The following is a 21,214-nucleotide window of genomic DNA, read 5'->3' as shown; positions in this document are numbered from 1 at the left end:
TTATAAAATGGACGTGCTTCAAGCTATTGCAACGGGCATCTTCGCAGTCATTCGCGGGGCGCTGTGGCTCGTCTGGTTTATCCTCACCTCCCCTGTCCGCTATCGACGCTACGTGCGCCGCAAAGGCGGCTCGCATGGTTCGTCCCGCTGGGCCGGCCGCTTCGAACAGATCTGGCACGGTGCCGTGCGCGGCGAAGGGGTAATCCTCGGCCGGGGCGCTTTTGGCCGCCTTATCCGGTTCTCCAAGGATGGCATGGTCATGGTGTTCGCCACCATGGGCGCCGGCAAGGGCCTGGGCGTCGTCATCCCCTCGCTGCTGACCTATCGCGGCTCCATGGTGGTCACCGATCCCAAGGGCGAAAACTACGCCATTACGCGCCGGCGCCGGGCGACGCTCGGCCAGGTGCGCATGCTCAACCCCACCGATCCCCACCATTCCGACCGCTTCAATCCCATGGATATCATCCGCGTCGGCACGCCTTCGGAAGCTGACGACGCCCAGGCGCTGGCCTCGTTGATGGTCACGCCAAGCGGCCGCGATGAGCATTGGGATAACAAGGCCATTTCCCTGCTCAAGGCGCTGATCCTGCACACGCTGCATGAGCCGCTTGCCAGCCGGAACCTCGCCGGCGTGCGCCGCCTCTCGGTCGGGTCCTCCGCGACCTTCATCGCCTCGCTCGAGGAGATCGCCGAGAGCTCCCCTTCCCTCGCCGCGCGGGAAACTGCCGCCGGCGCGCTCACCAGCTCGGTCGGCAAGGACGGCCAGTTCTCTGAGGAGTTTTCGTCCATCCTGTCGAACTTGCAGAAGGCGACCGAACCGTGGTCGGCCGGCGCTCCTGCAGGCGTGCTTTCGGCGTCGTCGACGTTCGCGCTTTCCGAGCTCGTCAGCTCGATCTCCACCCTCTACCTCTGCGTGGATGAGGATGTCCTGGAGGTTTACGGCACCTGGCTTCGTGTGATGGTCGGCTGCACCCTGAAAACGCTCACACGGGCGAAAACAGCGCCGCCAAGACGCAAGGTCGTGCTGCTGCTCGACGAGGTTGCCGTGCTCGGCCGCCTCGATCCCCTGGAACGGCAAGCCGGCCTGCTGCGCGCTTACTGCACGCCGGTCCTCATCTGGCAAAACCTGCCCCAGGTGCGCCGGATCTACGGCGACGGTGCCGCCGCGTTCCTGGCCAACTCGTCGGCCCGCGTGTTCTTCGGGGTCAACGACAACGACACCGCCGAGTATGTCGCCACCATGCTCGGCAACACCACGTCAATGTCGAGCTCCACCGGGGTCAGCCAGTCGTCCGGTGCCTGGGAGCGCACCAACCGCCAGAACGGCCTTTCCGAGAGCGGTTACTGGCTCCTCGATGCCGCCGAGGTCCAGCGCCTGCCCCTGCACCACGCCATCGTCAAGTTCCGGCATGTCCCCTACCCGGTCTTCGGCCGGCGCATCGACTACCGCAAGATCTGGCGCTGGTCCAGGCTCTGGGACCCGTGGCAAGGCACGCCTCCCACCGGCGTCAACAGCATCCCCGTCATGTCGGTGGCAACGCCAGCCAGCTCGGCGCACGTCCTGCCGATCGCGCCGCTACCGCCTGCGCCGGAGAGCGGCCTTTCTGCTGGTTCTTCGTGATTGATGGGGCGGAAAGCCCACTATCAGGCTTTCCGTTCCCAAGCCCCTGCCCTGCCGGATTTGAGGGTCAAGGCCGTAGAGCGAAGCGTGCCTTGACGCTCGAAGCTGGCAGGGTTACCGCCGACGGCCCCGACCACTTGGCCGGCCGCGCGACCGAACCGACCGTATCCAGCCTTCGACCTCACGCACCCGCACCAAGCCAATTTCTCGGCGGCGGGTCGTGGTGGCAAGGATGCCCTCCAGCAGTTTCATGACGCTTTCGAGTTGCTGCAGGCGCTTGCGCGCATGGGCCGCTTTCTGCCGCATGGCGGCTTCGCTCTGCTTGGCCGCGTCGGCCGCTTTCCACCGGTTGAACCGGAATTCTTTGCCCATGATTTTACCCTCGGCGTAAAACGTGGCGCGCCGCTGCCAGTAGTCGACCTTGCGGCTCATGCGGTCAAAACGATGGTTGATCGCCTTCACGTTGCGGCGGTACTGCTCGTTGTTGCCGCTCAGGATCTTCTCCAGAAAGCTCAACCGCGTACCGCTGTCGCGTGATGGGTAATCACGCTCCCTACGCTTCGCCGGCGCCGCTGGCGCCTTCTTGCGATAGGCACCGACCTCGCGCACCTGGCTCGCCGGCGGCCGGCCCTGCCGCGCCATCTGGCGTGCGCGGGGACCGACATGGATCTCCGGCGCCCGGTTCAGCTGCGCGGCCCGCGCACGATCGCCGGCCGCGAGAGCGGCGTCGCGCTGGGCAACAAGCGTGCGGTGGTCAATCCGGGTTTTCTTGCCGGCGCGTTCAAGCGCGCGGTTGCAGGCGAGCTCCCATTCGGCGCGCCAAGTCTTCAGCAGCTCCTTGCTGTTCCATTCGCGGGTCTTGACCGGGTCGAGCCCCGAAGCCGTCGCGCGGCGCATGGTCAGCATCATGTGGGCATGGAAATTTTTCTCGCTCTGGCCGTCCTCGGGGTTGGGATTGTGAAGCGCGATATCGGCCACCATACCGCGCCGGACGAAATGGATTTCGGCGAAGTCGCGGACCAGTTCCACGCGGTCCTCGTGGCTGAGCTCGAACGGCAGCGCCATGTTAAATTCACGGGCCAGCTGCGCGTCCTTGCGCTCCTCCATGGCTTCGACCGTGTTCCAGAGTAGCTGGCGATCGCCGAGCCACGGCGCGCTGCCCGGTGGCGTCAGAATCTCGGCGTGCACCACGCCATGACGGCGGCTGTAGTCATGAGTTTCACGGTGCTTGGCGTCGTCCAGTCGCTCGCCCGACCGATACGCCGCAGCGGCCACAACCTTGGACCCTGGCCGCCAGCTGCCGTCCGGATTCCGCTTCGAAGTCCGGCCGAGCACCTGCCCTGAAAAGTGATAGATCGCCATGCAAAACGCTCCATCAAAAGGTGCGTCAGCGACGCGTCTGCAACACCTGAAATCCTGCCCGCAAGGGCAGTCCTTCCCGGCGGATAGTCGCAAACCTGTGACTGCCGGGGCACCTATGTTGCGAAGCAATGTATAAGTGCGCTATTACCCTGTCAACTTTCCCTACCACCCCGGTCCTGTGTTCTGATAACTTCAGCTGCTAACCCCGCCCTGCCCTCTCGCCTTACGCGCTCCCCGATGTCACCATCCCGGCTCCTCGGCAATCTTGTCGCACTCATCGCGGTGCCGCTGTTTGCCGCGTTCCTCTACGACCAGTATGTCGCCGCATGGATCGGGCGTAAGCCGTTTGCGTTCTGCTACCTGGCCCAGCCAACGGTCACGTTCGCCGGTTCGGCCGGCGTGCTCATCACTTCGGTCGGGGTCACGATCTGGGCCGTGTCGGGCTTCAAAAGCGAAAGCGGTCGCGGCCTAGCCGTCGGCGGCGTGCTGCTGTTCATCGTGCCGATGGTGTTCGGCCACTATCTTGGCGTGACGTGTATACCGTCCTGAAAAATCGGCGCGGTCGCGCTCCGCGCGATGACGGGGAGACCCCCCGCACCCCCCTGCCCGCTCCGGTTAGGTCTACGGCGGGACTACCCCGTGGGGGCTGTCTGCCCCCACACCCCCGAGGATATTTGGACAAGGGTTAGGACCGGTAGGATCAGATTTTGGTTTTGGTTTTGGTCATCTCGCGGAGACGGGCCTGCAGCCGCGCAATCAGCTCGCCGATCGGCACACCGGGCCGTGGGTCGTTGAGGCTGGCCCGCTGCATGGCCTCAAGGAGACGGGTGTGGATCTCCACATCGTCGACGCTAGAGCCGCCTTCAGCGGGCGGCATCTGACCAGGTGTGCTGTCAGTCGGATTCGCCGTCATGGTTCGGGAACGGTTTGTCGTGGCCGACAACAATGCCGTTTGCTTCAGCCTCGAAAAAGGCCGCTAGACGGGCTTCCGCTTCGGCGGCCGACAGGCTCGGCCGGGGGTCGTCGATCGACCAGCGAATCCGATCACGGATCGCCTGCAAAGCGTCTGTCACACGTGTGGCACTCATGACCCCGGCTCATCCTGGAGGTTGGCCGGGTAGTCCTGGCCTGCGTAAAGGATGCGAAGCACTCGGACGGCCTGCCCCTCGATGCGATAAATGATCAGGACACGGCGCTCGAAGCTCAACGTGCGAACGCCGGCGCCGAGCTCCTCGCGGCGCGGGCCACTTTCGGGCATGTCCGCCAGCTGCTCGCAATGCTTGCGGATACGGCGCACAAAGGCGATCGCCCGTTCTGGGCTGTCCTGGGCGATGAAGTCGTCGATTTTGTCGAGATCGCTTTCCGCGAAGACGTGAAAAGTGACCCTATGCGTCACGGCCTGCGGCCTTCATGCGCTTGGCGTGTTTGCGCTCCAGGCGCTCAAACACTTCGTCGGCCGGAATATCCGGACGCGGATCGTCAAGGGCTTCCTGCACCTTGGCGCGCATGATGGCGGTGATGGTCTGTTCCTCGCGGTCGAGGGCGCGGAGCGCCGCACGAATGACCTCGCTGGCGGAATCGTAGGCGCCGGACGACAGGCGCGCGTCGACGCTGCTCTGCTGGCGGCCGAGGGTCACGGAGATCGGTTTGCTGGTTCTCATGGCAGATTCTTTCGTTACCTCCCTTATAGCACGGTGTGCGACACTGTCATACAAATTTCTGACACCCGTATTCCCAAGCAAATCTCTTCGCGGCGGGTTTGACCGCGAAAATGATACGTGATTCACTGCGGTCGCGGTACAGGCCGGGAGGCCGATGACCGTCAAGGGTTAGGACGCCACCCCTCGCGGGTGGCGTTCAACCAATCTCAAGCCTCACAGAAGCCCGTAGGGCGCGTTTTCCACCTTGTCCGGTGCACCGGCGCCTGCCGATAGCCAAAAACGTCTGTATGGCCTTCCTGATAGCCAGAGCGATGTTCCCAGGCTCCCGAGGTTGCCCCTGACCACGAGGGAAAGGCCTTCTTCTCTTAAAAATCCCAATTTGAAAAACGCCGTAGGCCCTTTTTCTGAGATTTTGTAAGGCTTTTAGGAAGAAGGCTTTCTGTAGGAGTCTTTCTGGGTATTTCTGTTCTATATAAGAGGGGCGCGACCAAATCAGCGTAGATTGAGCGACCAAATCAGCGGCCGCCCGCGACCAAATCAGCGCATCTTTTCCCCTTACCGCGACCAAATCAGCGCATGGGCGCGACCAAATCAGCGCAGCACCCCTATCAAGGGCTTGAAAGACTTGGGAAAAATATACGGCTAAGTGCGACCAAATCAGCGTACCTAAATAGCTGCGATTGCTCGCTTTTTTCGTGCAGGTGATTCGGATTGAGGGGTTAGCCGCGAATGCGGCGCGGAATGGCCAAAACGGAGGCCTCGGCGGCCTCCATTTCTAGGCCCCGGTCGGTGAGCTTGATCGGAAGCTTCGGGAAGATCTCGTGGATGCTGGCAAGGTCGTCGGCCAGCTGGGCACGGAAATCGCGGTCACGCGCGAACCCTTCGCCGAACTGCGCTTTCAGCGGCTTCCAGTCCAGCACCAGCCGCTCGTTGAGGCGGGTGATGCGGTAGCTGATCCAGAACAACAGGTCGAGCTTGCGTGCGGAGTTTGAGAAAGCGCGCAAGGCGCGAACGTCGATCGGCAGGGCATGCTTCTGCAGCTCGGCGAAAAAGCGTTCCGAAAAGGCGATGGTGGTGGGCCACAGGCTCTGCTGGTCCGGATGGTCGCCGAACCACAGTTCCACGCGTTCCATGGGCTTCACGTCAATCTGCGAGGACTTCTTGCCGTCCCAGGCGCTGAATTCCATACGGCAAGCCGCCAGGGCGCGCATCTGCTCCTTGAAGGGCTGGATGGAGCCGTTGACCCCTCCCCTCACCTCGAAGCCCATGTCCAGCATGAACGCGCTGAGGGAGTTCGCGGTCTCGACGATCGGGCTGCGGTTCTTGAGGGCTTCGGTGCTCAGGTGCGCCATGATGAGGCGCGCCTTCGGACCCCACGGGATCGGCTGGGCGACAAGCTTGCCGTCGGGCGAGCGCAGATAACCTGGTGATACCGTGACCGCCATGCGGCCCTGCTGGCGCTCGAAGTACGGCGTTCCTGTCGGGAGGCGGCGGTAGGGCAAGCCGCAGATGGCAAGCGGGGTCGGCAGGAACCGCAGGAGATCAGGAGACGGTCCTTCGCTTTCGATAACTTCGCGGACGATGGCGCGGCGGCGGGAGTTCTCGGGACAACGTGGCCAGGTGTGTTGCGCGCGCGGCCACCTTGACGGCGTCGGCGTCGCGCTCGGCCTGCTGATGCTCAAGATTGCGCACCGTTGTTTCGAACAGAAATTTGCCACGAGCCTCTTCAAGCTTGGCAAGCAGGTCCGCGTCTCGGATGGCGTAAGTGGTCACGACGGCACATTAGCCCTGATTTGGGAGTGCGGGGAATTGGACTGCCTGAGTTGTAGGCATCTTTCGGCGGCGTAGAATCGTAAAAGCGTAAATGTGATTTTACGCTTTAGGCTCCGGGAAGGCCTTCTCAAGCATCTCCCGGATGGTGTCGGCCATGTTCACGCCGCGCATGGCGCATTGCCCCTTGATGCGTTTGTGCAGGCTCTCGGTCACGTCAATGGTGAACCGCTTCATGGCCTCGGCCGGTGCCGGCGCCGGTTTCAGCTGGGTGACCTTGGCCCCCTTCCCTTCCGGGACGTCGTTCGTCGCCGTGCCTACCCAGGCGTCAGCCACGGGTGGTAACGGCGCGGCCTTGGCCGGCATGTTGAACGGGACGGTCTTGCGGCTCATGCAACTTTTCTTTCTTGCTGGTTGAACAACTGCGAGGCCAGCTTTGCAATCTCGCGGGCGGCCTCGCCATTTGGCGCGACCTCGATGACCGAAAGCCCCTGCCCTGCGCTCTCCGCGTAGATCACGCGCTGATGCAGCGCCGCTGTCAGCACGGGAATATCTCCGAAAGCTTCCAGCGCCGTGACCACGTCGCGGCCGATCGCCGTATTTGCGATTTTACGATTAATCGCAAATACGCCTTTCAGATTGGGCTTGAATTGCTGGGCCTCGCGGATGAGCGCCACGGTGTCGGCAGCGGCCCAGATATCGTAAGGCGAAGGCTGTACCGGTATCAGCACAACGTCGCTGGCCAGGATGGCGGCGCGCCCAAGCTCGTTGACGCGCGGGGCGCCGTCGATCACCACCACCTCGTAGTCCTTGGCGATATCGGGCAGGTCGCGGTGCAGGGTCGGCTTGGCCATCCCGACAACCGAAAAGATCGGCGCAAGGGCGCGGGCACTCGACCAGGCAAGGGCGCTGCCCTGGGGATCTGCGTCGACCAGCAACACGCGGCTGCCGGTCTTGGCGAGGGTCGCGGCGAGGTTCACGGCGATCGTGGTCTTGCCGACGCCGCCTTTCTGGTTGAGCACGCCAATGATCATGCCGTCGCCTTTCTGTATTTGTGGTTCGTCGCATTTACGATTCTACGACGATACGATTTCACGATTTTCAGTTTTGGCCCAGCTGTGGTTAACAAATCCCTAACGCAAAGTGGCTGATTCGACACATTTCTGTAAAAGCGTATTTACGATTTTACGACGCCGAACGAGGGGGGAAGCTATGAACCAACACTTTGCGGCCGCGACTGCGGCAATCCCTGCACTTTTCGTCCAGCTTAAGAATGCCTTGCCGTTTCCTGCCAGGGGCGTCGTAGCGCACCGAGGCAGGGCAGGGGTCTATGTATTCTTCGAAGGCGATGTGGCGGTCCACGTCGGAAGGACGCGGAATCTCCAAGGCCGGCTTCGCGGGCATACCGCTAAAAGCCATTATTCGGCGTCCTTTGCGTTCAAACGCGCGCGCCGCGTGCTTGAACGAGCGGCAACATACACGCCGGAGGGATCGCGCCTTGCCCTTTCCCAAGAGGAGGTATTCCGGGATGAGTTTCATCGCCAGATTGATCTGGTGAAACTGATGAGCGTCCGTTTTGTCGATGTCGTCGACCCCGTGGCGCAATATTTGCTCGAACTCTATGCCCACCTTGAGTACGACCTCCCATTGGACGAGTTTGACACCCATTGACGCCTCGGCTGCTCGCATATGGGGCGTAAAATCGTAAATGCGATTTTACAGAAATACGATTAGTCAGAGAACGTGGATATCTGCGAGAGGAGGCGGATACATCCGCCTCGCCTCAACCTGCGCCCTGAAACGCGTTTACGCGCAGGGATGCGGTAAACCGGTGTTGTTGGTCGAGCTCGATGCCGATGAAGCGCCGATCGGCGGCTTTGGCGGCAACGAGGGTTGAGCCCGAACCGCAGAACGGGTCGAGCACCAGGTCGCCGGGCTTGCTGAACGCCTCGATGAGCGTTTGCAGAGGCCGAACCGGCTTCTGCGTCGGGTGCAGATGGTTGCCGGTGTAATCCCACGGCATCACGTCCGACACTGGCCGGGCAGGGCAGGGGGCATCGCCCTTGGCGAGGAGGAATGCCTGCTCGTGATGGTGCCTGAGGAAGCGACGGGACGATGCGTAGGGTTTGCAGAACACCAGGTGCCCGACGATCCGGAATCCGGCTGCTTGCCAGGCGTCGAGGAACTCGCCGGCGTGGTCCCAGCCGTAGAAGCTGACGCACAGGCCTCCGGGCTTCAGCACGCGGTGCATTTCGGCGAACGCCGGCTTCAGCCAGCGGGCGTTGTTGTCGTTGGCTACGGTGCGGCCCGAGCGGTCGCGGTAGCGAACCAGGTACGGCGGATCGGTCAGGATGAAGTCGACCGACCCGGCCGCCAGGCGCTGCATCTGTTCGATGCAGTCGCCAAGCAACACGGTGTTGCAGGGGAGGGGGCGCATTACGCCCGGTCCTCTTGCGGTTTCGGTTTGCGAATGACCAGCCGGCCGTTGATGGGCAGGGCACTCAGGGTGATGTTGTAGCCTTCGCCGTCGTCGTGTGGCCACGCCGCGCCGACCTTGGTCCAGTGCGTCTTATCGCCTTCGCCTTCGACCACGTAAACTTCGTGGCTGGGTCGTTTGGATTGCTTCTGTGTCATGGAGATTTCTCTTGTTGGTTTCTCCGGCTGCGCCTGTCGCGGCCGGTCGGGGAGCCTTGGCGACGGCTTGCCTGAGCCCGGCACGGGCGGGCAGGGTCAATGGCCACACGGGAGCGTAGCAAATGAGCGGGCAGTCCAATTGACCAGGCCAGGCGCCGGCGCATCTCCCGACCGATGCCGGCCGCGCTGCGCAGCCACCAACGGAGATCCGTACAGAACCCAATCGATCCCGACCCAAGGGGTTGAAGCGCCTTGGCGATATCCGCCTGGAACGGGGAGGGGGCTTGCATCCCGAGGCGACCAATCAGCATCCGAGGCTCGGCAGAATGGCCACGCCACCGCCTACGAAACAGGCGAACCGGTAGCGCCCCGGCCCAAAAAACCGTATGATTGCGAGGTGTTAAATCAACTGCGCGCGTGGCTGATGGTGGCGGTGTTGACCGCCTCTTCGGCTGTGGTTCAAGCGCAGGATTGGGGCGCGGTCGCCAACGTCTCGACGACCATGGGCATCAATGGTGGTCGTCTGTGCGTGGGTGAGGCTTCGCGTGGGGATCTGGGCTGCCCGACGTGGGCGCCAAGCTTGACCACGGCCGGTGGGATATCGGTCACCGGCAACGTCTCGGCCGCCAAGTTCATCGGTGACGGCTCCGGCCTCACCAATATCTCAGGCGCCTCCGCCGATCGCATCATCTCCGGTACGGCCCAGGTCATCGCCAACGGAAACTCCAACTCCATCAGCATCACCGAGGCGGGCGTTACCACCGGTTACTATTATGGCGGCGTTTGGGTGGCAGGGGGCATCAGCACCACCGGCGGCATCTCAGGCTCCACCGGCTATTATTCCGGCAACGTCGGCATCGGTATGGCCCCTACCAGTAATGCCCTGCAGGTAACTGGCACCACCACCTTTAACGGGAACGTTAGTGTCGCCCCCACCGGCAACGTCACCATGATTACCGCCAACCGCGACCTCGTAAACCTGAGCGGCGTACTCAGGGCAGGCAGCGGTCAGGGACTCAGCTTTCAAACCAACGCCGCCAACAACACTTACATGTACATATCAACCGCAGGTTTGGTTGGTATCGGCACTACGACAGTCACCAACACCCTTCAAATCTCCGGCTCCATCGGCCTGAACGGCTCCGACCCCAGCTACAATCCGGCTCTCTTCATCACCCGTCGCAGCGGCGTCGCACAAAACTATTTCATGTCCCTGAATTCAGGAACCGGTTACTGGACCGCTGATTATCTTGGCTCTCCCAATCGCTTCCAGTTCTCCACCACCTCTGCCGGCATCGGCCAGCAGTTCCACAACTCCGGCAGCGGCTTCACCAACTTCACCAATGCCGATACCGCCAACCGTATTGTCGGTATTGGTGGTGGCACTGTATTCACCCCCTCCGCCACTCTCCACGTTGCGGGTAACGTGCTCACCACCAGTTGGACCGGTATAAACTTCTCCAGCAGCAGCAATGTCACCCCCACAGCTCCCCTTGAGGTTTCCGGCACCGTCTCCGCCACCAACTTTGTCGGTAATGGGTCCGGTCTCACCGGGATCAGCGCGGTTTCCGACCGCATCACCTCCGGCACTTCCGTCGCCACAATGTCTCCCAACGGCACCCTCACCGTCCGTGGCCCAATCGACATCGTCACCGGCACAGGTGTTGTTGCGGTCGGCCAGTATGCTGCAGCAGTCAACACCGGCACCAATACCACTGCGATAGGTTACTTTACCGGACAAACCAACACTGGCACCAACCTTACCGCACTCGGAAATGTCACCGCCCAGAATAACACCGGTACCTATGTTACCGCCCTTGGCGGCTGGGCTGCTCGCTACAACACCGGCAACTACGTCACCGCCGTTGGCTACCAATCCAGCGTTAGTAACACCGGCACTTACCTTACCGCTGTCGGCAGCGTTGCCGGTTATAACAACTCCGGAACCCAAGTCACTACAGTTGGTTATGCTGCTGGCCAGAACAACGCCGCAGACTACATCACGGCGCTAGGTGTAAATGCCCTTAATGTTAACACCGCGAACTACGCTACCGCCGTGGGCTATGCCGCCGCCCAGAACAATACGGATGCCAATCTAACCGCTGTCGGTGCCTATGCCGCCACCGGCAACCACGGGTTCTCCCTAACCGCCGTGGGCTATGCCGCCGCCCAAACCAACTCGGGTACCAACGTCACCGCCATGGGTAGCAATGCTGCCAGTGCCAACAACGCCAACAATGTGACCGCCATGGGCCTGGCAGCTGGCCAAAGCAATACCGGTTCGGCCGCTACGGTGGTTGGCGGCTACGCAGCTCAGAGCAATACCGGTAGCGGTCTCACCGCCATGGGCTACACTGCCGGACGTTTCAACACTGGCGCCAACGTCACAGCCATTGGCTTCGGCAGCGCTACCAACAACTCCGGCACCAACATCACCGCAGTTGGTTATAACTCAGCCCAGAACAACTCTGGCACTTACATTGCGGCTGTTGCCGATAGCGCTGCCCAGTACAACACAGGCGATTTCCTCACCGCCATCGGCTTCCAGGCTGGCCAAAGGAACTCCGGCTTGGGGGTCGTCGGTGTAGGTTCCTATGCCGGACGCTTCAACACCGCCGCCAATCTCACGGCTGTAGGTACCGGAGCCGGTTCGAACAATACCGCTGTCAACGTCACTGCTCTTGGTTTCAGTGCAGTCAACGCTATTTCCAACACCTTCAGCAACGTTACCGGCCTCGGCTACAACGCCCAGCCCACCGCCTCCAACCAGATAATGCTCGGCGACCTCAACATCACCGCCGTCTCTACCTCCGGTATCTATTATGGGAAGGGCCTGCAGGTCACCGGAGTTGTCACCGCCACCGCCTTCGTCGGTAATGGCTCCGGCCTCACCGGCATCGTATCTGCAGGAAGTGACCGCATTGCCTCAGGCACCGCTCAGGTGATCGCTAACGGGGGGAGCGGCTATGTTTCTCTGACCAACGGCGCCTCTACATGGGGCTATTTGGGCGTAAGCCAGACCTATCTGGGTGCCACCAATTTCGGTGGCATGGTAGGCATTGGAACCGTCGCCCCTGCAGCAGCACTCGAAGTCTCCGGCACTGTCTCTGCCAGCGCCATACAACTAGCGGATAGCCCTGCCATCACCTGCGGCCCTGCCACCTATGGCACCACTAAATTCGTCAACGGCCGTCCCTATTACTGTCGGCCGTGAGGAGGGACGGCGCGCCAAGCGTAAATACGATTTTACGTTTCTGTGAGTCCGACCCGTCCACTCCTATCGATGGCCTTGGCGGGAGATTATCCGTGCCTCGCGGAGCAGGGAATTGCGGTCGGTGCCAAGCATGCTTATGAGGCCCCGCGCCTGCTCCAAGGTGATACCGGTCTCCTTGGCCAGGTGACTTGCAAGCTTGTCACGTTCCGTCATAGGGGCGGGGTCGTCGGTGTTTTCGCCCATGAGTTGTCCCTTCTCACGTTGGCGTCCAATCCCTCAAGCTAGCGCAACGACCGCCTCGGCGATTCGTTCCCGCACCTTCGCTACCTTCTGGTTGTAGAAAGGGTGCCCCTGCACCCCCTGCCTGACCGGCGAGGTCCGGGGGTAGCAACTGCAAGAGGGTGTTGGTGCGGCCGCAGGCGTAGCCGAGGCTCGGCCCTCTTGCTGGCGCGAGGGGCAGCGCCCATTATCCCCAGCAGTCATCGTCTTGTTAAGTGACTGGACGGTGATCGTAGCAGACTATAGACCCCTGCCAGAAAGGGTGAAAACCCAATGGGCACCAACCGGCTCGACCACAAACTCGATTGCAAGGTGTGCGGGACGATCCAGATGGACATCCCCGACAACGCCACTGAAAGCACCCCTATCCATTGCAGTAGCTGCGGCGGCTACCTTGGTGAGTGGGGCGAACTTCAGGACGATTTTCACAGGCAGGCCGCCGACACCCAGGCCTTCGACCTGAACCACGGCAACATCACCAAGAAATAGCACCACGGCGGCCTGCCGTCGCAGGGCAGCCATGCAAAATTGTGCATTGCACAATTGCCGGCAACCGGCGACTTTCGCCGGGTCGGCCATCTACTCCTCCCAGATGCGATGCCGACACAAAGCGCGCCACACCTCCTCCCGTGGCGAGCTTCAGATCGAACCCGCTGCCACCTCCTCCCGGCAGCGGGTTTTTCATGGGCGGCTGGCTCGCCCTAGATCAAGATCCGCTCGACCTCGTCGAGGCTCACCTCGTCGTGACGGCGGTCATAAAGCTGGGTTGTCCTGGTCGACGCATGGTTGGCCATGTGGGCCGCCTTCTCAAGCGTGCCGCCGTTTTTCAGATAGGCGGTGATGCCGGTGGCCCGGAACGTGTGATTGCCGATCAGCGTGTCGATGCCAGCGCCGGCCGCCCGTCGGCGGATCATCGCAAAGGCTTCGCCCTGGGTGAGGGCGGTCACTGACAGCTTATGGGTGCCGCGCCTAATGGTGCGGAACAGCGGCGTACGTAGGTGGTCCCGCAAGTCGCCGGTGTCCAGGTAGGCGTCCAGATACTGCTCCAGGCTGTGGTGGCAGGGCATCTCATGCCGCTTGCCGCCTTTCTCGTGCAATCGCACCCACAGGCGCCGGTTCTGCACGAAGAGGTCGCGCACCTCCATGCCGATCGCCGCGCCGATGCGCGCAAAGGAATAGGTCATTAGGGCAATGAGCGCTCGATCACGAAGCCCGATGATGGTGTCCACGGGGATACTGTCGAGCAGCTGGCGCGCTTCCTGAGGTGACAGCACCGGCGTCTTGCCAGTCCGGCTGGAGAACTTTGGCCCTCGCACCGAATGGGCGGGATTCGTATGGAGGTGGTGCTTGTTCACCATCCAATCAAAGAGGCCTCGGACGGCCGCCAGCCGTTGTTTAACGGTCGGCACCGAATGGCTGTCGCCGAGCTCTTTAACCCAGCCAGAGACGTGCATGGGCTGGATGGCGGGGAGGGCGGTCACGCCCCGATCGGCGCACCAGGTCAAAAAATCGACAGCGGCGCGGGCATAGGCCTTACGGGTGTTCGGGTTGTGGATATTAGCGGCGAAGAACTCGACGAAGTGCATTTTGGCGTCGTTGCCTGCTTCCGCGATGATTGTCGGCAGGGAGGTATGGACAGGAAGAATTGAAAGCTCGTTCATGCCGGATCTCCATGCTGAGGAAGAGTCCGATGCTCTTTCCGCTCCCATGTTTCGATCAGGAACAGGGCAATGGAGCTAGCGGCATTGATCGCAAAATGGGCGATGCGCGGGTCGATGCGCTTGAAACCCTTCTCCCGGCCGTGAGCGTCGCCGGCGTGGGTGCGCAATGCCCCGATACCCTTGGCCACCGATGTCAGGCCTCCCAGAATTTGCCTGATATCGGCCTCGACCTCGGCCGGCAGGTCAGACCGGCCCGGCGACAGCCCAAGCGGCTCCTGAACCGCGCGCAGAAGGCCGTCGACGTCTCTTTCGCGGGCAGCGGGAGCCGGAGCTCGATAAGAATTGACCGGCAAACGGCCTCGACCAGGGAGCACGCGGCGGTAACCGCGTCCTCTGGGTCGTCTTTGGCATTCGGCAGCGCGCGGGCAATCTCGGCCTGCACAGTGTCGAAGTTCAGCACGGTGATCTTGGTGATGAAGGGCTGGATAATCATGCCCGAGGCGCCACGGACGGTCAGGTGGGCTTTTCCACCGACAACCGTCACCGCCAGCCCGTCAGGCTCAAGGGCACGGTTCAGGTGCTCTCGAACCGCCGCCGCCTTGTCGGGCTCGGTCAAATACTCGCGGGGGTCACAGACCTTCAGGATGATCCGCTCGATCCGCTCGTCGCCCTCCCAATGCGAACCCGTCTCCCGCAGGAAGTCCGACGTCGCCGGCACCCGCGATTTCATCCCGACACGCATGTCGAGACCGCAATCCATGAAGAACCGCTCGATCTTCGGCCCCGACCGGTAAATGCCGATCGGCGGCGACTGGTCGTTACCGGCACCGCCGGTGATGGTGTCGACTAGAGCGGTGATGACGTACATTGAAAAGCGGTCGCCCATGTGTATTCCTATCTATGATAAAGGACATTATCATAGATAGAAGGGATGTCTCAACGCAAATCGGGTGCGGCTTGTTTAGCCCCCTCGCTATCCCTTTCCCTTTTACATGCTAGGTTGGCCTTCGGGGGGAAGCTGCCAATGAAAAAACTGAACATCGAGCTCGCGCACTGCTACGGCATCAAGAAGCTGAGCTCCAGTTTCTCATTTGAGAAATGCCCCGCAGTAGCTATCTACGCCCCAAACGGCGCGATGAAATCGTCCCTCGCGAAGACGTTCCAGGACATTGCCGAAGGTGTCCCGTCAAAAGATCGGATCTTTCCTGCACGGGTGACCACGCGCTCTGTCACGGATGAGACCGGCGCCGACTTGCCAGCTTCCTCGATCCTGGTGGTAAGGCCGTACGACGAGGTTTTGGGTCACACAGAAAAAACATCGACGTTACTCGTGAATGCGACTCTTCGAAAAGAGTACGAGCAGCTCCACCTCGATATCGATAATGCCAAAACAGCCCTTATCGCCGCTTTGAAGGAACAATCCGGCTCTAAGAAGGACCTGGAGAAAGAGATTTCTTCAACCTTCACGCCCACTGACAACCAGTTTTATAAAGCGCTGCTCCGCGTCTATGATGAAATCGTTGCCCAGAAGGGATATCCGTTCTCCAACTTAAAATACGATGTTATTTTCGATGAGAAGGTCCTTTCCTTCCTTGGCACCAAGGATTTTAAAAGCGTCATTGAAGGCTATATCAAGAAATACAATGAGCTGATTTCGGCGTCGACGTATTTCAAGCGGGGGACGTTCAACTATTATAATGCGTCGGTGATAGCCAAGACGCTTGCAGACAATGGCTTTTTCAAAGCCAAGCACTCCCTGAACCTCAACGCAGCGGCCAAGGTTGAAATCGCTGATGAGAAGCAGCTCGAAGAGCTGGTAGCGAAAGAGAAAGAGGGCATTTCGAACGACGCGGATTTGCGAAAGAAGTTTTCGGAGGTCGAAAAACTCCTCGCAAAAAATGTCAACGTTCGCGATTTTGAGGCGTATCTCACTGAAAATGAGGAGATTTTGCCCGCCCTGGCTAACATTGCAGCCTTCAAGGAGGAGGTGTGGAAGAGTTACCTTGGCGCGCGGCTTGAATTGTATGCTGACCTTGTAGCGAAGTACCGCTCGGCCGAGAAGCGTAAGGCCGAGATCGAGGAACAAGCTGGCAAGGAGCAGACGCAGTGGGAAGAGGTCATTGAGATCTTCAATGCCAGATTTTTCGTGCCCTTCAAGCTAACTCCTATCAACAAGACATCTGTCATGCTGGGACAGGAGCCCATCCTCAAACTCGGGTTCACATTTGCAGACGGTGCCGATACGGCAGACGTCGATAGGAAGTCGTTGCTTGAGGTGCTGAGTACCGGTGAGAAGAAAGCTCTCTACGTTCTGAATATCATATTCGATATCAGAGCCAGGCAGAAGGCGGGTGAAAAGACCCTGGTTGTTGTCGACGATATCGCCGACTCATTTGACTATCGTAACAAATACGCCATCATCCAGTACCTTAAGGACATTTCAGACGTAAAAGACTTTTACCAGATCATACTCACGCACAATTTTGATTTCTTCCGAACGGTGCAGAGCAGGTTCGTAAGCTATCCGTGCTGCTTCATGGTGACCAAGGACGCCAACGGCGTTGTCATCAGCCCGGCGGTTGGAATCAAGAATATTTTCGTAAACGACTGGAAGCCGAATTTTGCAGCGAGCGCGAAGAAGCGCGTCGCCTCTATCCCGTTTATGCGCAATCTGGTGGAGTTCACCAAGGGCGAGGCGGACCCTGCGTACCAAACACTAACGTCTCTCCTGCACTGGAAGCCTAATACAGCGGGGCTGCTCGAAAAGGATCTCTTCGATATCTATAACGCGCTGTTCGGCACCGCTCTCGCTGCCGCTGATGGCGGCGGCCTTTCGGTTGTGGACGTGATCCACCGAGAGGCGAAGGAGTGCTTGGCCGCTGCCGGCGGTGCCAATTTTGAGAATAAAATTGTCCTATCAATTGCCGTACGCCTGCAGGCAGAGGCGTTTATGGTTCAGAAAATCAACGACCCCGCCCTCATAGCGGCAATGACAGCGAACCAAACCGCAATCCTGTTAAAGGAGTATCGCGCCCGTTTCCCTGCTGAACATGCGGCGATCGCCGCTATCGAAAAGGTCGTCTTGATGACCCCTGAAAATATCCATTTGAACTCATTCATGTACGAGCCGATCCTCGATATGTCTGACGAGCACCTTCGTCAGATTTACAGCGATCTGTTGGCTCTCACTTAGGGAAACGCTAAGACGCTGTACCGGCAATGCCGATCATGGCCGTCACCAAGTCACGAAATTCGTCGAATTCTGCCCCCGAGGCAGCCACGAGGCTCGAGATCCGGTAAAAGCGATTACTGGTCGGGGATTCTCGCGCGGCCATGGTCATGTCGATGCGATCGACATTCACAATAGTCCAACATTCGACATAGCCGGCTCCCCGAGCTTTCTGGTGGCTCTTTTCAGCCTCGCCAATTCGGTTGTGGATGTTGGAAAAGTCTGTGCCGCCCTTTACCTCGATCGCGACAATATTGCGGAAGCTGTCCGCCCTCATTTCCTCGCGGATCACGATGTCCGGGTCTGCGGCGAATTCGATGCGTACCTGACGACCAGCCGCGTTCCGGACACGGATGAACCTTGGGCCCGACGCCTCAATGTGGTCTTGCACGAGTTCCTTGATAACGTTGAAAACCTGGATGATGCCGGCGGTACCCCGACGGACATTGGCTCCCCCTCGTAGTTGCGGCCCCAATGTAAGCAGGGTCAAGTCGTCTAAAAGGGCGATGGTAACAGCCTTACCGGCGATGCCCGTGAGCAGCTGCGCACCGGCCTCACACATCTCTTTGCAAAGCGTTTCGATGTCGGGGGCCAAAGTCGGGCGTAGGAGCCCTTTCGTCTCCATCGAAATGAAGCGGCCCGCTCCAGTTGCCGTGGTGTAGAACTCTTTTTGGCTATAGCCGTACAGGAGGGCCCCAGTGCATTATTGGGACACAGATATACGGTAGGCATGTCGGCGCCGTCATGAGGCGTCAATCCTAAGCGGCAGGAACCCTTCGCCATCGACCATGAGATGGTCTGACCAGACGTAATCGCCCGTGATGTTGATATGGTCCCAGCCCAACGGCGAGAGCTGCGGGATTACCCGCTCATCGAATGCCGTTCCGCGCCGGCGCATCGCTTCGACGACGCGACCGAGATAGCGGCAGTTGAACAGGATGATGGCTGCGGTGACGAGGTTGAGGGCGGCGGCTCGGCTGGCCTGGTTTTCGTGCCCACGGTCCCGGAAACGCCCAAGGCGGTGGAAAGCCACTGCTCGGGAGAGCGAGTTCTTCGCTTCGCCCTTGTTGAGTTCGGCGGTGACGAGCCGGCGGAGCTCGGGATCCTCGAACCAGCGCAAGGTGAACAGCGTGCGCTCGATGCGGCCGATTTCGCGCAACGCGGCGGCCAGACTGTTTTGCTGCCGGTAAGCGCTAAGTTTCTTCAGGATGAGCGACGGTGTCACCACCCGGTTCCTGAGCGCCTGGATTATCCTTTGAACATCCTCCCAGTGTGTCCGGATCAACCCGGCGTCGAGGCGATGGCCGAACAACGGCGCCAGTGGACCGTACCGCGCTTTCGGCTCGAACGCGTAGAGTTTGCGATCCGACAGGCGCGGGATACGGGGTTCGAAGGAAAGTCCGAGCAGGTGCATGACGGCGAAGACGATGTCCGACGCGCCACCACCATCGACATGAAGTGCTGCGACGTTCACGCTGCTCTCGTGACCGAGGATGCCGTCCAATGAATGGATGGCTTCTCCGGCGGTGCCAGCTATGACCTTCTGGTGGAGCGGCGCGTAACGGTCGGTGATCGTGGTGTAGATTTTGACGATCGGATCGCGGCCGTAATGCGCGTTGACGGCGCCGCCAGCTTCGCCGGGGCCGCCGAGATAAAAGGCCTGCCCGTCCGCCGATGCCCGCCACCCTTCGCCGAACCAGGCCGACAGCGGCTCGGCGTGGATCGCATCGGTGAGGCCGGCGAGTGCCGCCCGGAATGTGTCCTCACGCATGTGCCATGTCTGCATCCGCAATAGCGCCCGACGGGAGCCTGCTCCGCTTATCTCGGCCATGCGCGACAAGCCAAGGTTCGTCGCCTCGGCGATGAGCGTCGCCATGAAGGCGCGAATGTTGTCGGGTGGCAGACTGGTCGAGACGTGACCGAATTGACTTGTGAATCCTGTCCAGCGGTCGACCTGATCGAGCATGTCGGTAATCCGCACGCGCGGCATCAGCCGGTAGATGGCGGCGGAAACGGCGCCGGCGCCCTCGGCCTCGTTGTCCTTCTGCTCCTTCGGGAAACGGAGCTTGCCGCCGGTGAACATGGCCACATCCTTGCCCGACAGCCCGCGCGCCGTGGCAAGGAGGGCGGCATCGAGTTCGGCCGCGCGAGCCTCTATGTAGGTCTCGGCACCAACCACCGGAACGGTCGGCAGCCGCGAAGGGGGGAGGTTCGTTGCAGGCGAAGCCGGCGTAAGGAGCGTATCGAGCGAGCGATGGATTCGCGATGTCGGCACCCACACGTCACCGCTGGCGAGAGCGTTGGACAGTGCGAAGAAAGTGACGAGTTCGTAGTAGGTCCGGTCAACCGAACCCTCCTTGAAGACGTGTCGATACCAGCGTCTTTCGATATGGCCGAGAGGCAAACTCGCCGGTAATGACTTGCGCCAGTCACCGCCAAGGTCGCGCAGAACGGTAGCCGCTGAAAGCAATGGCTGAGACGCCCGACGCCCCTCGAACGTGAAGCTCGCCAGGAGTTGGGCGCCGATCTGCTTGAACACGCGGTGCTCGTGGGAAAGCTCGCCGAGTACGTCCGGCCTTCCGGGACGAATTGTACGCCGAATGATGGCGGCGTCGGCTTCGACGACGTCGAGCGCCGCGATCGCGGTGACGGCCGCTTTGATGTCGCCGTCTTTCCTCGCGGTCCTCACCAAAGCGTCCAGCACATCGGCGATGCGAGTCAGCCGTGTTCGGCCCTGTTCGGTGGAGGCGGCGATCGTCTCCTCGAGCCGCTTTCGGGCACGCAGGTTCGCGCGGCCGACGAGCGACTGGAACATGGTAAGCGCGCCATCGGTCAGCGCGATCCCGAGTTCGCTCAGCGTCGCCATCATGATGGTGTGCCGGCGGGCAGGTCCCATCTGCTGAAAAGCCTGCGCCGTATAGAGGCTGCCCTCCTTCGCCATCTGCGCCATGCGGGGCCCGAGGCCGGGACGCGAAACAACAACATCGCCGCCAATCGTGCGGACGAGGGTGAGCTTGTCGAGAAGTTCGAGAAGCGGCCTCCCACCGACCCTGGAGGGCGGCTCACGCAGCCAAGACAGCCGGCTTTGGCGGACATGTATCTTATCCGACAGAAGTGCATCAAGCTGCAGACGCTGCGCATCCGATAGAAGAGAATTGATCTCAGCTACCACAGCGGCATCGGCCGCGTGCATCGCCGCGGCGGCCATGCGCTCGACCACGCTGATGCCGGGAATAATGATCTGCTCGGCGCGCATCCGTTCGATCAGCCGATCGAGCAGCACGCGCCCGTCGGTCAAACCGACGGCTTCGCGCTCCGCCCAGGCGGCGAGTTCTGCTCGCGTCGGCCTGGTGAAATCCCGAAAACCATGACGCTGTTTGATCGCCGCCAGTTGTTCATATCGGGTGGCTCCACGTCGGGCGAACAAGGATATCGCTTCGGCATCGGCACCGACCTGTTCTGCGATATGATCGAGCATGATGCCCGGCAGGAATTCGCCGCGCCGAAGATATCGACCGGGGTAGCGCAGGCAACAGAGCTGAAGCGCGTAACCGAGCCGGGTCTCGGGCATCCGGCTTTGGGCGATCGCCGCGAGGTCATCGGAGGTGAGGCTATGATACCGGACGGTTTCATCTTCCCTGTCCGGCAATGCCAAAAGCTTCTCCCGCTGCGTCTTCGTCATCGATATCCGAGCCGGCATCGTTCATCCCTTCACAAACCACTTGCCTTACGACGTCATAATGAAAGAGGATTGTGAAAGGCTCTGCACCTAGATTCTCGTAG

22 protein-coding genes are annotated in these 21,214 nt (G+C 60.8%); 6 read left to right on the top strand and 16 right to left on the bottom strand.

What is annotated here, in order from left to right; all coding sequences use genetic code 11:
- The first annotated feature begins 7 nt into the window (after nt 1-7).
- Nucleotides 8-1,621, top strand: a complete 1,614-nt coding sequence (locus ACZYHG_RS37585) for a type IV secretory system conjugative DNA transfer family protein (RefSeq protein WP_464615547.1) — start codon at nt 8-10, stop codon at nt 1,619-1,621.
- A gap of 114 nt (nt 1,622-1,735) precedes the next feature.
- On the opposite strand, the gene mobQ is transcribed toward ACZYHG_RS37585, so the two are convergent.
- Nucleotides 1,736-2,983: a MobQ family relaxase gene (gene mobQ, locus ACZYHG_RS37580; RefSeq protein ID WP_464615546.1), complete on the bottom strand. Its 1,248-nt coding sequence runs from the start codon at nt 2,981-2,983 to the stop codon at nt 1,736-1,738.
- 237 nt (nt 2,984-3,220) lie between these two features.
- On the opposite strand from mobQ, the gene ACZYHG_RS37575 reads away from it, so the two are divergent.
- Entirely contained in the window at nt 3,221-3,532 is a 312-nt protein-coding gene (locus ACZYHG_RS37575; protein WP_464615545.1) for a hypothetical protein, read from the top strand.
- 151 nt (nt 3,533-3,683) lie between these two features.
- Here the strand turns inward: ACZYHG_RS37575 and ACZYHG_RS37570 are convergent, their stop codons facing one another.
- From ACZYHG_RS37570 to parA, 8 genes are all read right to left on the bottom strand, one after another.
- On the bottom strand, nt 3,684-3,896 hold the full coding sequence (locus ACZYHG_RS37570) for a hypothetical protein (protein WP_464615544.1): 213 nt from the start codon (nt 3,894-3,896) through the stop codon (nt 3,684-3,686).
- Nucleotides 3,877-4,071 (bottom strand): hypothetical protein, encoded by a 195-nt coding sequence (locus ACZYHG_RS37565; protein WP_464615543.1) that lies wholly within the window; start codon nt 4,069-4,071, stop codon nt 3,877-3,879. Before ACZYHG_RS37565 ends, ACZYHG_RS37570 begins: the two co-directional genes overlap by 20 nt.
- On the bottom strand, nt 4,068-4,379 hold the full coding sequence (locus ACZYHG_RS37560; protein ID WP_464615542.1) for a type II toxin-antitoxin system RelE/ParE family toxin: 312 nt from the start codon (nt 4,377-4,379) through the stop codon (nt 4,068-4,070). The genes ACZYHG_RS37565 and ACZYHG_RS37560 overlap by 4 nt, the downstream gene beginning before the upstream one ends.
- Complete coding sequence (locus ACZYHG_RS37555; protein WP_057145036.1) at nt 4,369-4,644, bottom strand: type II toxin-antitoxin system ParD family antitoxin; 276 nt, start codon at nt 4,642-4,644, stop codon at nt 4,369-4,371. The genes ACZYHG_RS37560 and ACZYHG_RS37555 overlap by 11 nt, the downstream gene beginning before the upstream one ends.
- A gap of 719 nt (nt 4,645-5,363) precedes the next feature.
- The gene (locus ACZYHG_RS37550; RefSeq protein ID WP_464615541.1) at nt 5,364-6,146 is read right to left on the bottom strand and encodes a replication protein RepA; all 783 of its coding nucleotides are present in this window, start codon (nt 6,144-6,146) and stop codon (nt 5,364-5,366) included.
- Nucleotides 6,147-6,186: 40 nt separating this feature from the next.
- Nucleotides 6,187-6,417, bottom strand: coding sequence for a hypothetical protein (locus tag ACZYHG_RS37545; RefSeq protein ID WP_464615540.1), 231 nt, complete (start codon nt 6,415-6,417; stop codon nt 6,187-6,189).
- Nucleotides 6,418-6,516: 99 nt separating this feature from the next.
- Nucleotides 6,517-6,807 (bottom strand): plasmid partition protein ParG, encoded by a 291-nt coding sequence (locus tag ACZYHG_RS37540; protein ID WP_464615539.1) that lies wholly within the window; start codon nt 6,805-6,807, stop codon nt 6,517-6,519.
- A complete protein-coding gene (parA, locus tag ACZYHG_RS37535; RefSeq protein WP_464615563.1) occupies nt 6,804-7,448 on the bottom strand; it encodes a ParA family partition ATPase in 645 nt (214 codons plus the stop codon). Before parA ends, ACZYHG_RS37540 begins: the two co-directional genes overlap by 4 nt.
- A gap of 178 nt (nt 7,449-7,626) precedes the next feature.
- On the opposite strand from parA, the gene ACZYHG_RS37530 reads away from it, so the two are divergent.
- Nucleotides 7,627-8,085: a hypothetical protein gene (locus ACZYHG_RS37530; protein ID WP_464615562.1), complete on the top strand. Its 459-nt coding sequence runs from the start codon at nt 7,627-7,629 to the stop codon at nt 8,083-8,085.
- 112 nt (nt 8,086-8,197) lie between these two features.
- Here the strand turns inward: ACZYHG_RS37530 and ACZYHG_RS37525 are convergent, their stop codons facing one another.
- Together ACZYHG_RS37525 and ACZYHG_RS37520 are read right to left on the bottom strand one after the other, a co-directional pair.
- A complete protein-coding gene (locus ACZYHG_RS37525) occupies nt 8,198-8,851 on the bottom strand; it encodes a DNA methyltransferase (RefSeq protein WP_464615561.1) in 654 nt (217 codons plus the stop codon).
- Nucleotides 8,851-9,048 carry a hypothetical protein gene (locus tag ACZYHG_RS37520; protein WP_464615560.1) on the bottom strand — a complete coding sequence of 66 codons (198 nt, stop codon included), beginning with the start codon at nt 9,046-9,048 and terminating at the stop codon, nt 8,851-8,853. Before ACZYHG_RS37520 ends, ACZYHG_RS37525 begins: the two co-directional genes overlap by 1 nt.
- A 397-nt stretch (nt 9,049-9,445) precedes the next feature.
- Here ACZYHG_RS37520 and ACZYHG_RS37515 point away from each other — a divergent pair, with 397 nt between their 5' ends.
- Both ACZYHG_RS37515 and ACZYHG_RS37510 read left to right on the top strand, forming a co-directional pair.
- A complete protein-coding gene (locus tag ACZYHG_RS37515; RefSeq protein ID WP_464615559.1) occupies nt 9,446-12,262 on the top strand; it encodes a beta strand repeat-containing protein in 2,817 nt (938 codons plus the stop codon).
- A 552-nt stretch (nt 12,263-12,814) separates the two neighbouring features.
- Nucleotides 12,815-13,030 (top strand): hypothetical protein, encoded by a 216-nt coding sequence (locus tag ACZYHG_RS37510; RefSeq protein WP_464615558.1) that lies wholly within the window; start codon nt 12,815-12,817, stop codon nt 13,028-13,030.
- A gap of 212 nt (nt 13,031-13,242) precedes the next feature.
- On the opposite strand, the gene ACZYHG_RS37505 is transcribed toward ACZYHG_RS37510, so the two are convergent.
- Genes ACZYHG_RS37505 through ACZYHG_RS37495 form a run of 3 tightly spaced genes read right to left on the bottom strand, consistent with a single transcriptional unit; the run spans nt 13,243 to nt 15,088 of the window.
- A complete protein-coding gene (locus tag ACZYHG_RS37505) occupies nt 13,243-14,202 on the bottom strand; it encodes a tyrosine-type recombinase/integrase (protein ID WP_464615557.1) in 960 nt (319 codons plus the stop codon).
- Nucleotides 14,199-14,444 (bottom strand): abortive infection family protein, encoded by a 246-nt coding sequence (locus ACZYHG_RS37500; protein ID WP_464615565.1) that lies wholly within the window; start codon nt 14,442-14,444, stop codon nt 14,199-14,201. Before ACZYHG_RS37500 ends, ACZYHG_RS37505 begins: the two co-directional genes overlap by 4 nt.
- Nucleotides 14,396-15,088 (bottom strand): hypothetical protein, encoded by a 693-nt coding sequence (locus tag ACZYHG_RS37495; RefSeq protein WP_464615567.1) that lies wholly within the window; start codon nt 15,086-15,088, stop codon nt 14,396-14,398. The genes ACZYHG_RS37500 and ACZYHG_RS37495 overlap by 49 nt, the downstream gene beginning before the upstream one ends.
- A 138-nt stretch (nt 15,089-15,226) precedes the next feature.
- Between ACZYHG_RS37495 and ACZYHG_RS37490 the strand changes: the two genes are divergently transcribed.
- Nucleotides 15,227-17,395: an AAA family ATPase gene (locus ACZYHG_RS37490; protein ID WP_464615556.1), complete on the top strand. Its 2,169-nt coding sequence runs from the start codon at nt 15,227-15,229 to the stop codon at nt 17,393-17,395.
- 7 nt (nt 17,396-17,402) lie between these two features.
- Here the strand turns inward: ACZYHG_RS37490 and ACZYHG_RS37485 are convergent, their stop codons facing one another.
- Nucleotides 17,403-18,119, bottom strand: a complete 717-nt coding sequence (locus tag ACZYHG_RS37485; RefSeq protein WP_464615564.1) for an XcyI family restriction endonuclease — start codon at nt 18,117-18,119, stop codon at nt 17,403-17,405.
- A 54-nt stretch (nt 18,120-18,173) separates the two neighbouring features.
- Entirely contained in the window at nt 18,174-21,113 is a 2,940-nt protein-coding gene (locus ACZYHG_RS37480) for a Tn3 family transposase (protein ID WP_464615555.1), read from the bottom strand.
- Nucleotides 21,114-21,214 lie beyond the last annotated feature (101 nt).

The sequence above is a fragment of the Mesorhizobium subarcticum genome (assembly GCF_055456085.1).
The sequence above is the reverse complement of the archived record's forward strand: the minus strand, read 5'-3'. Positions and strand labels throughout refer to the sequence as shown.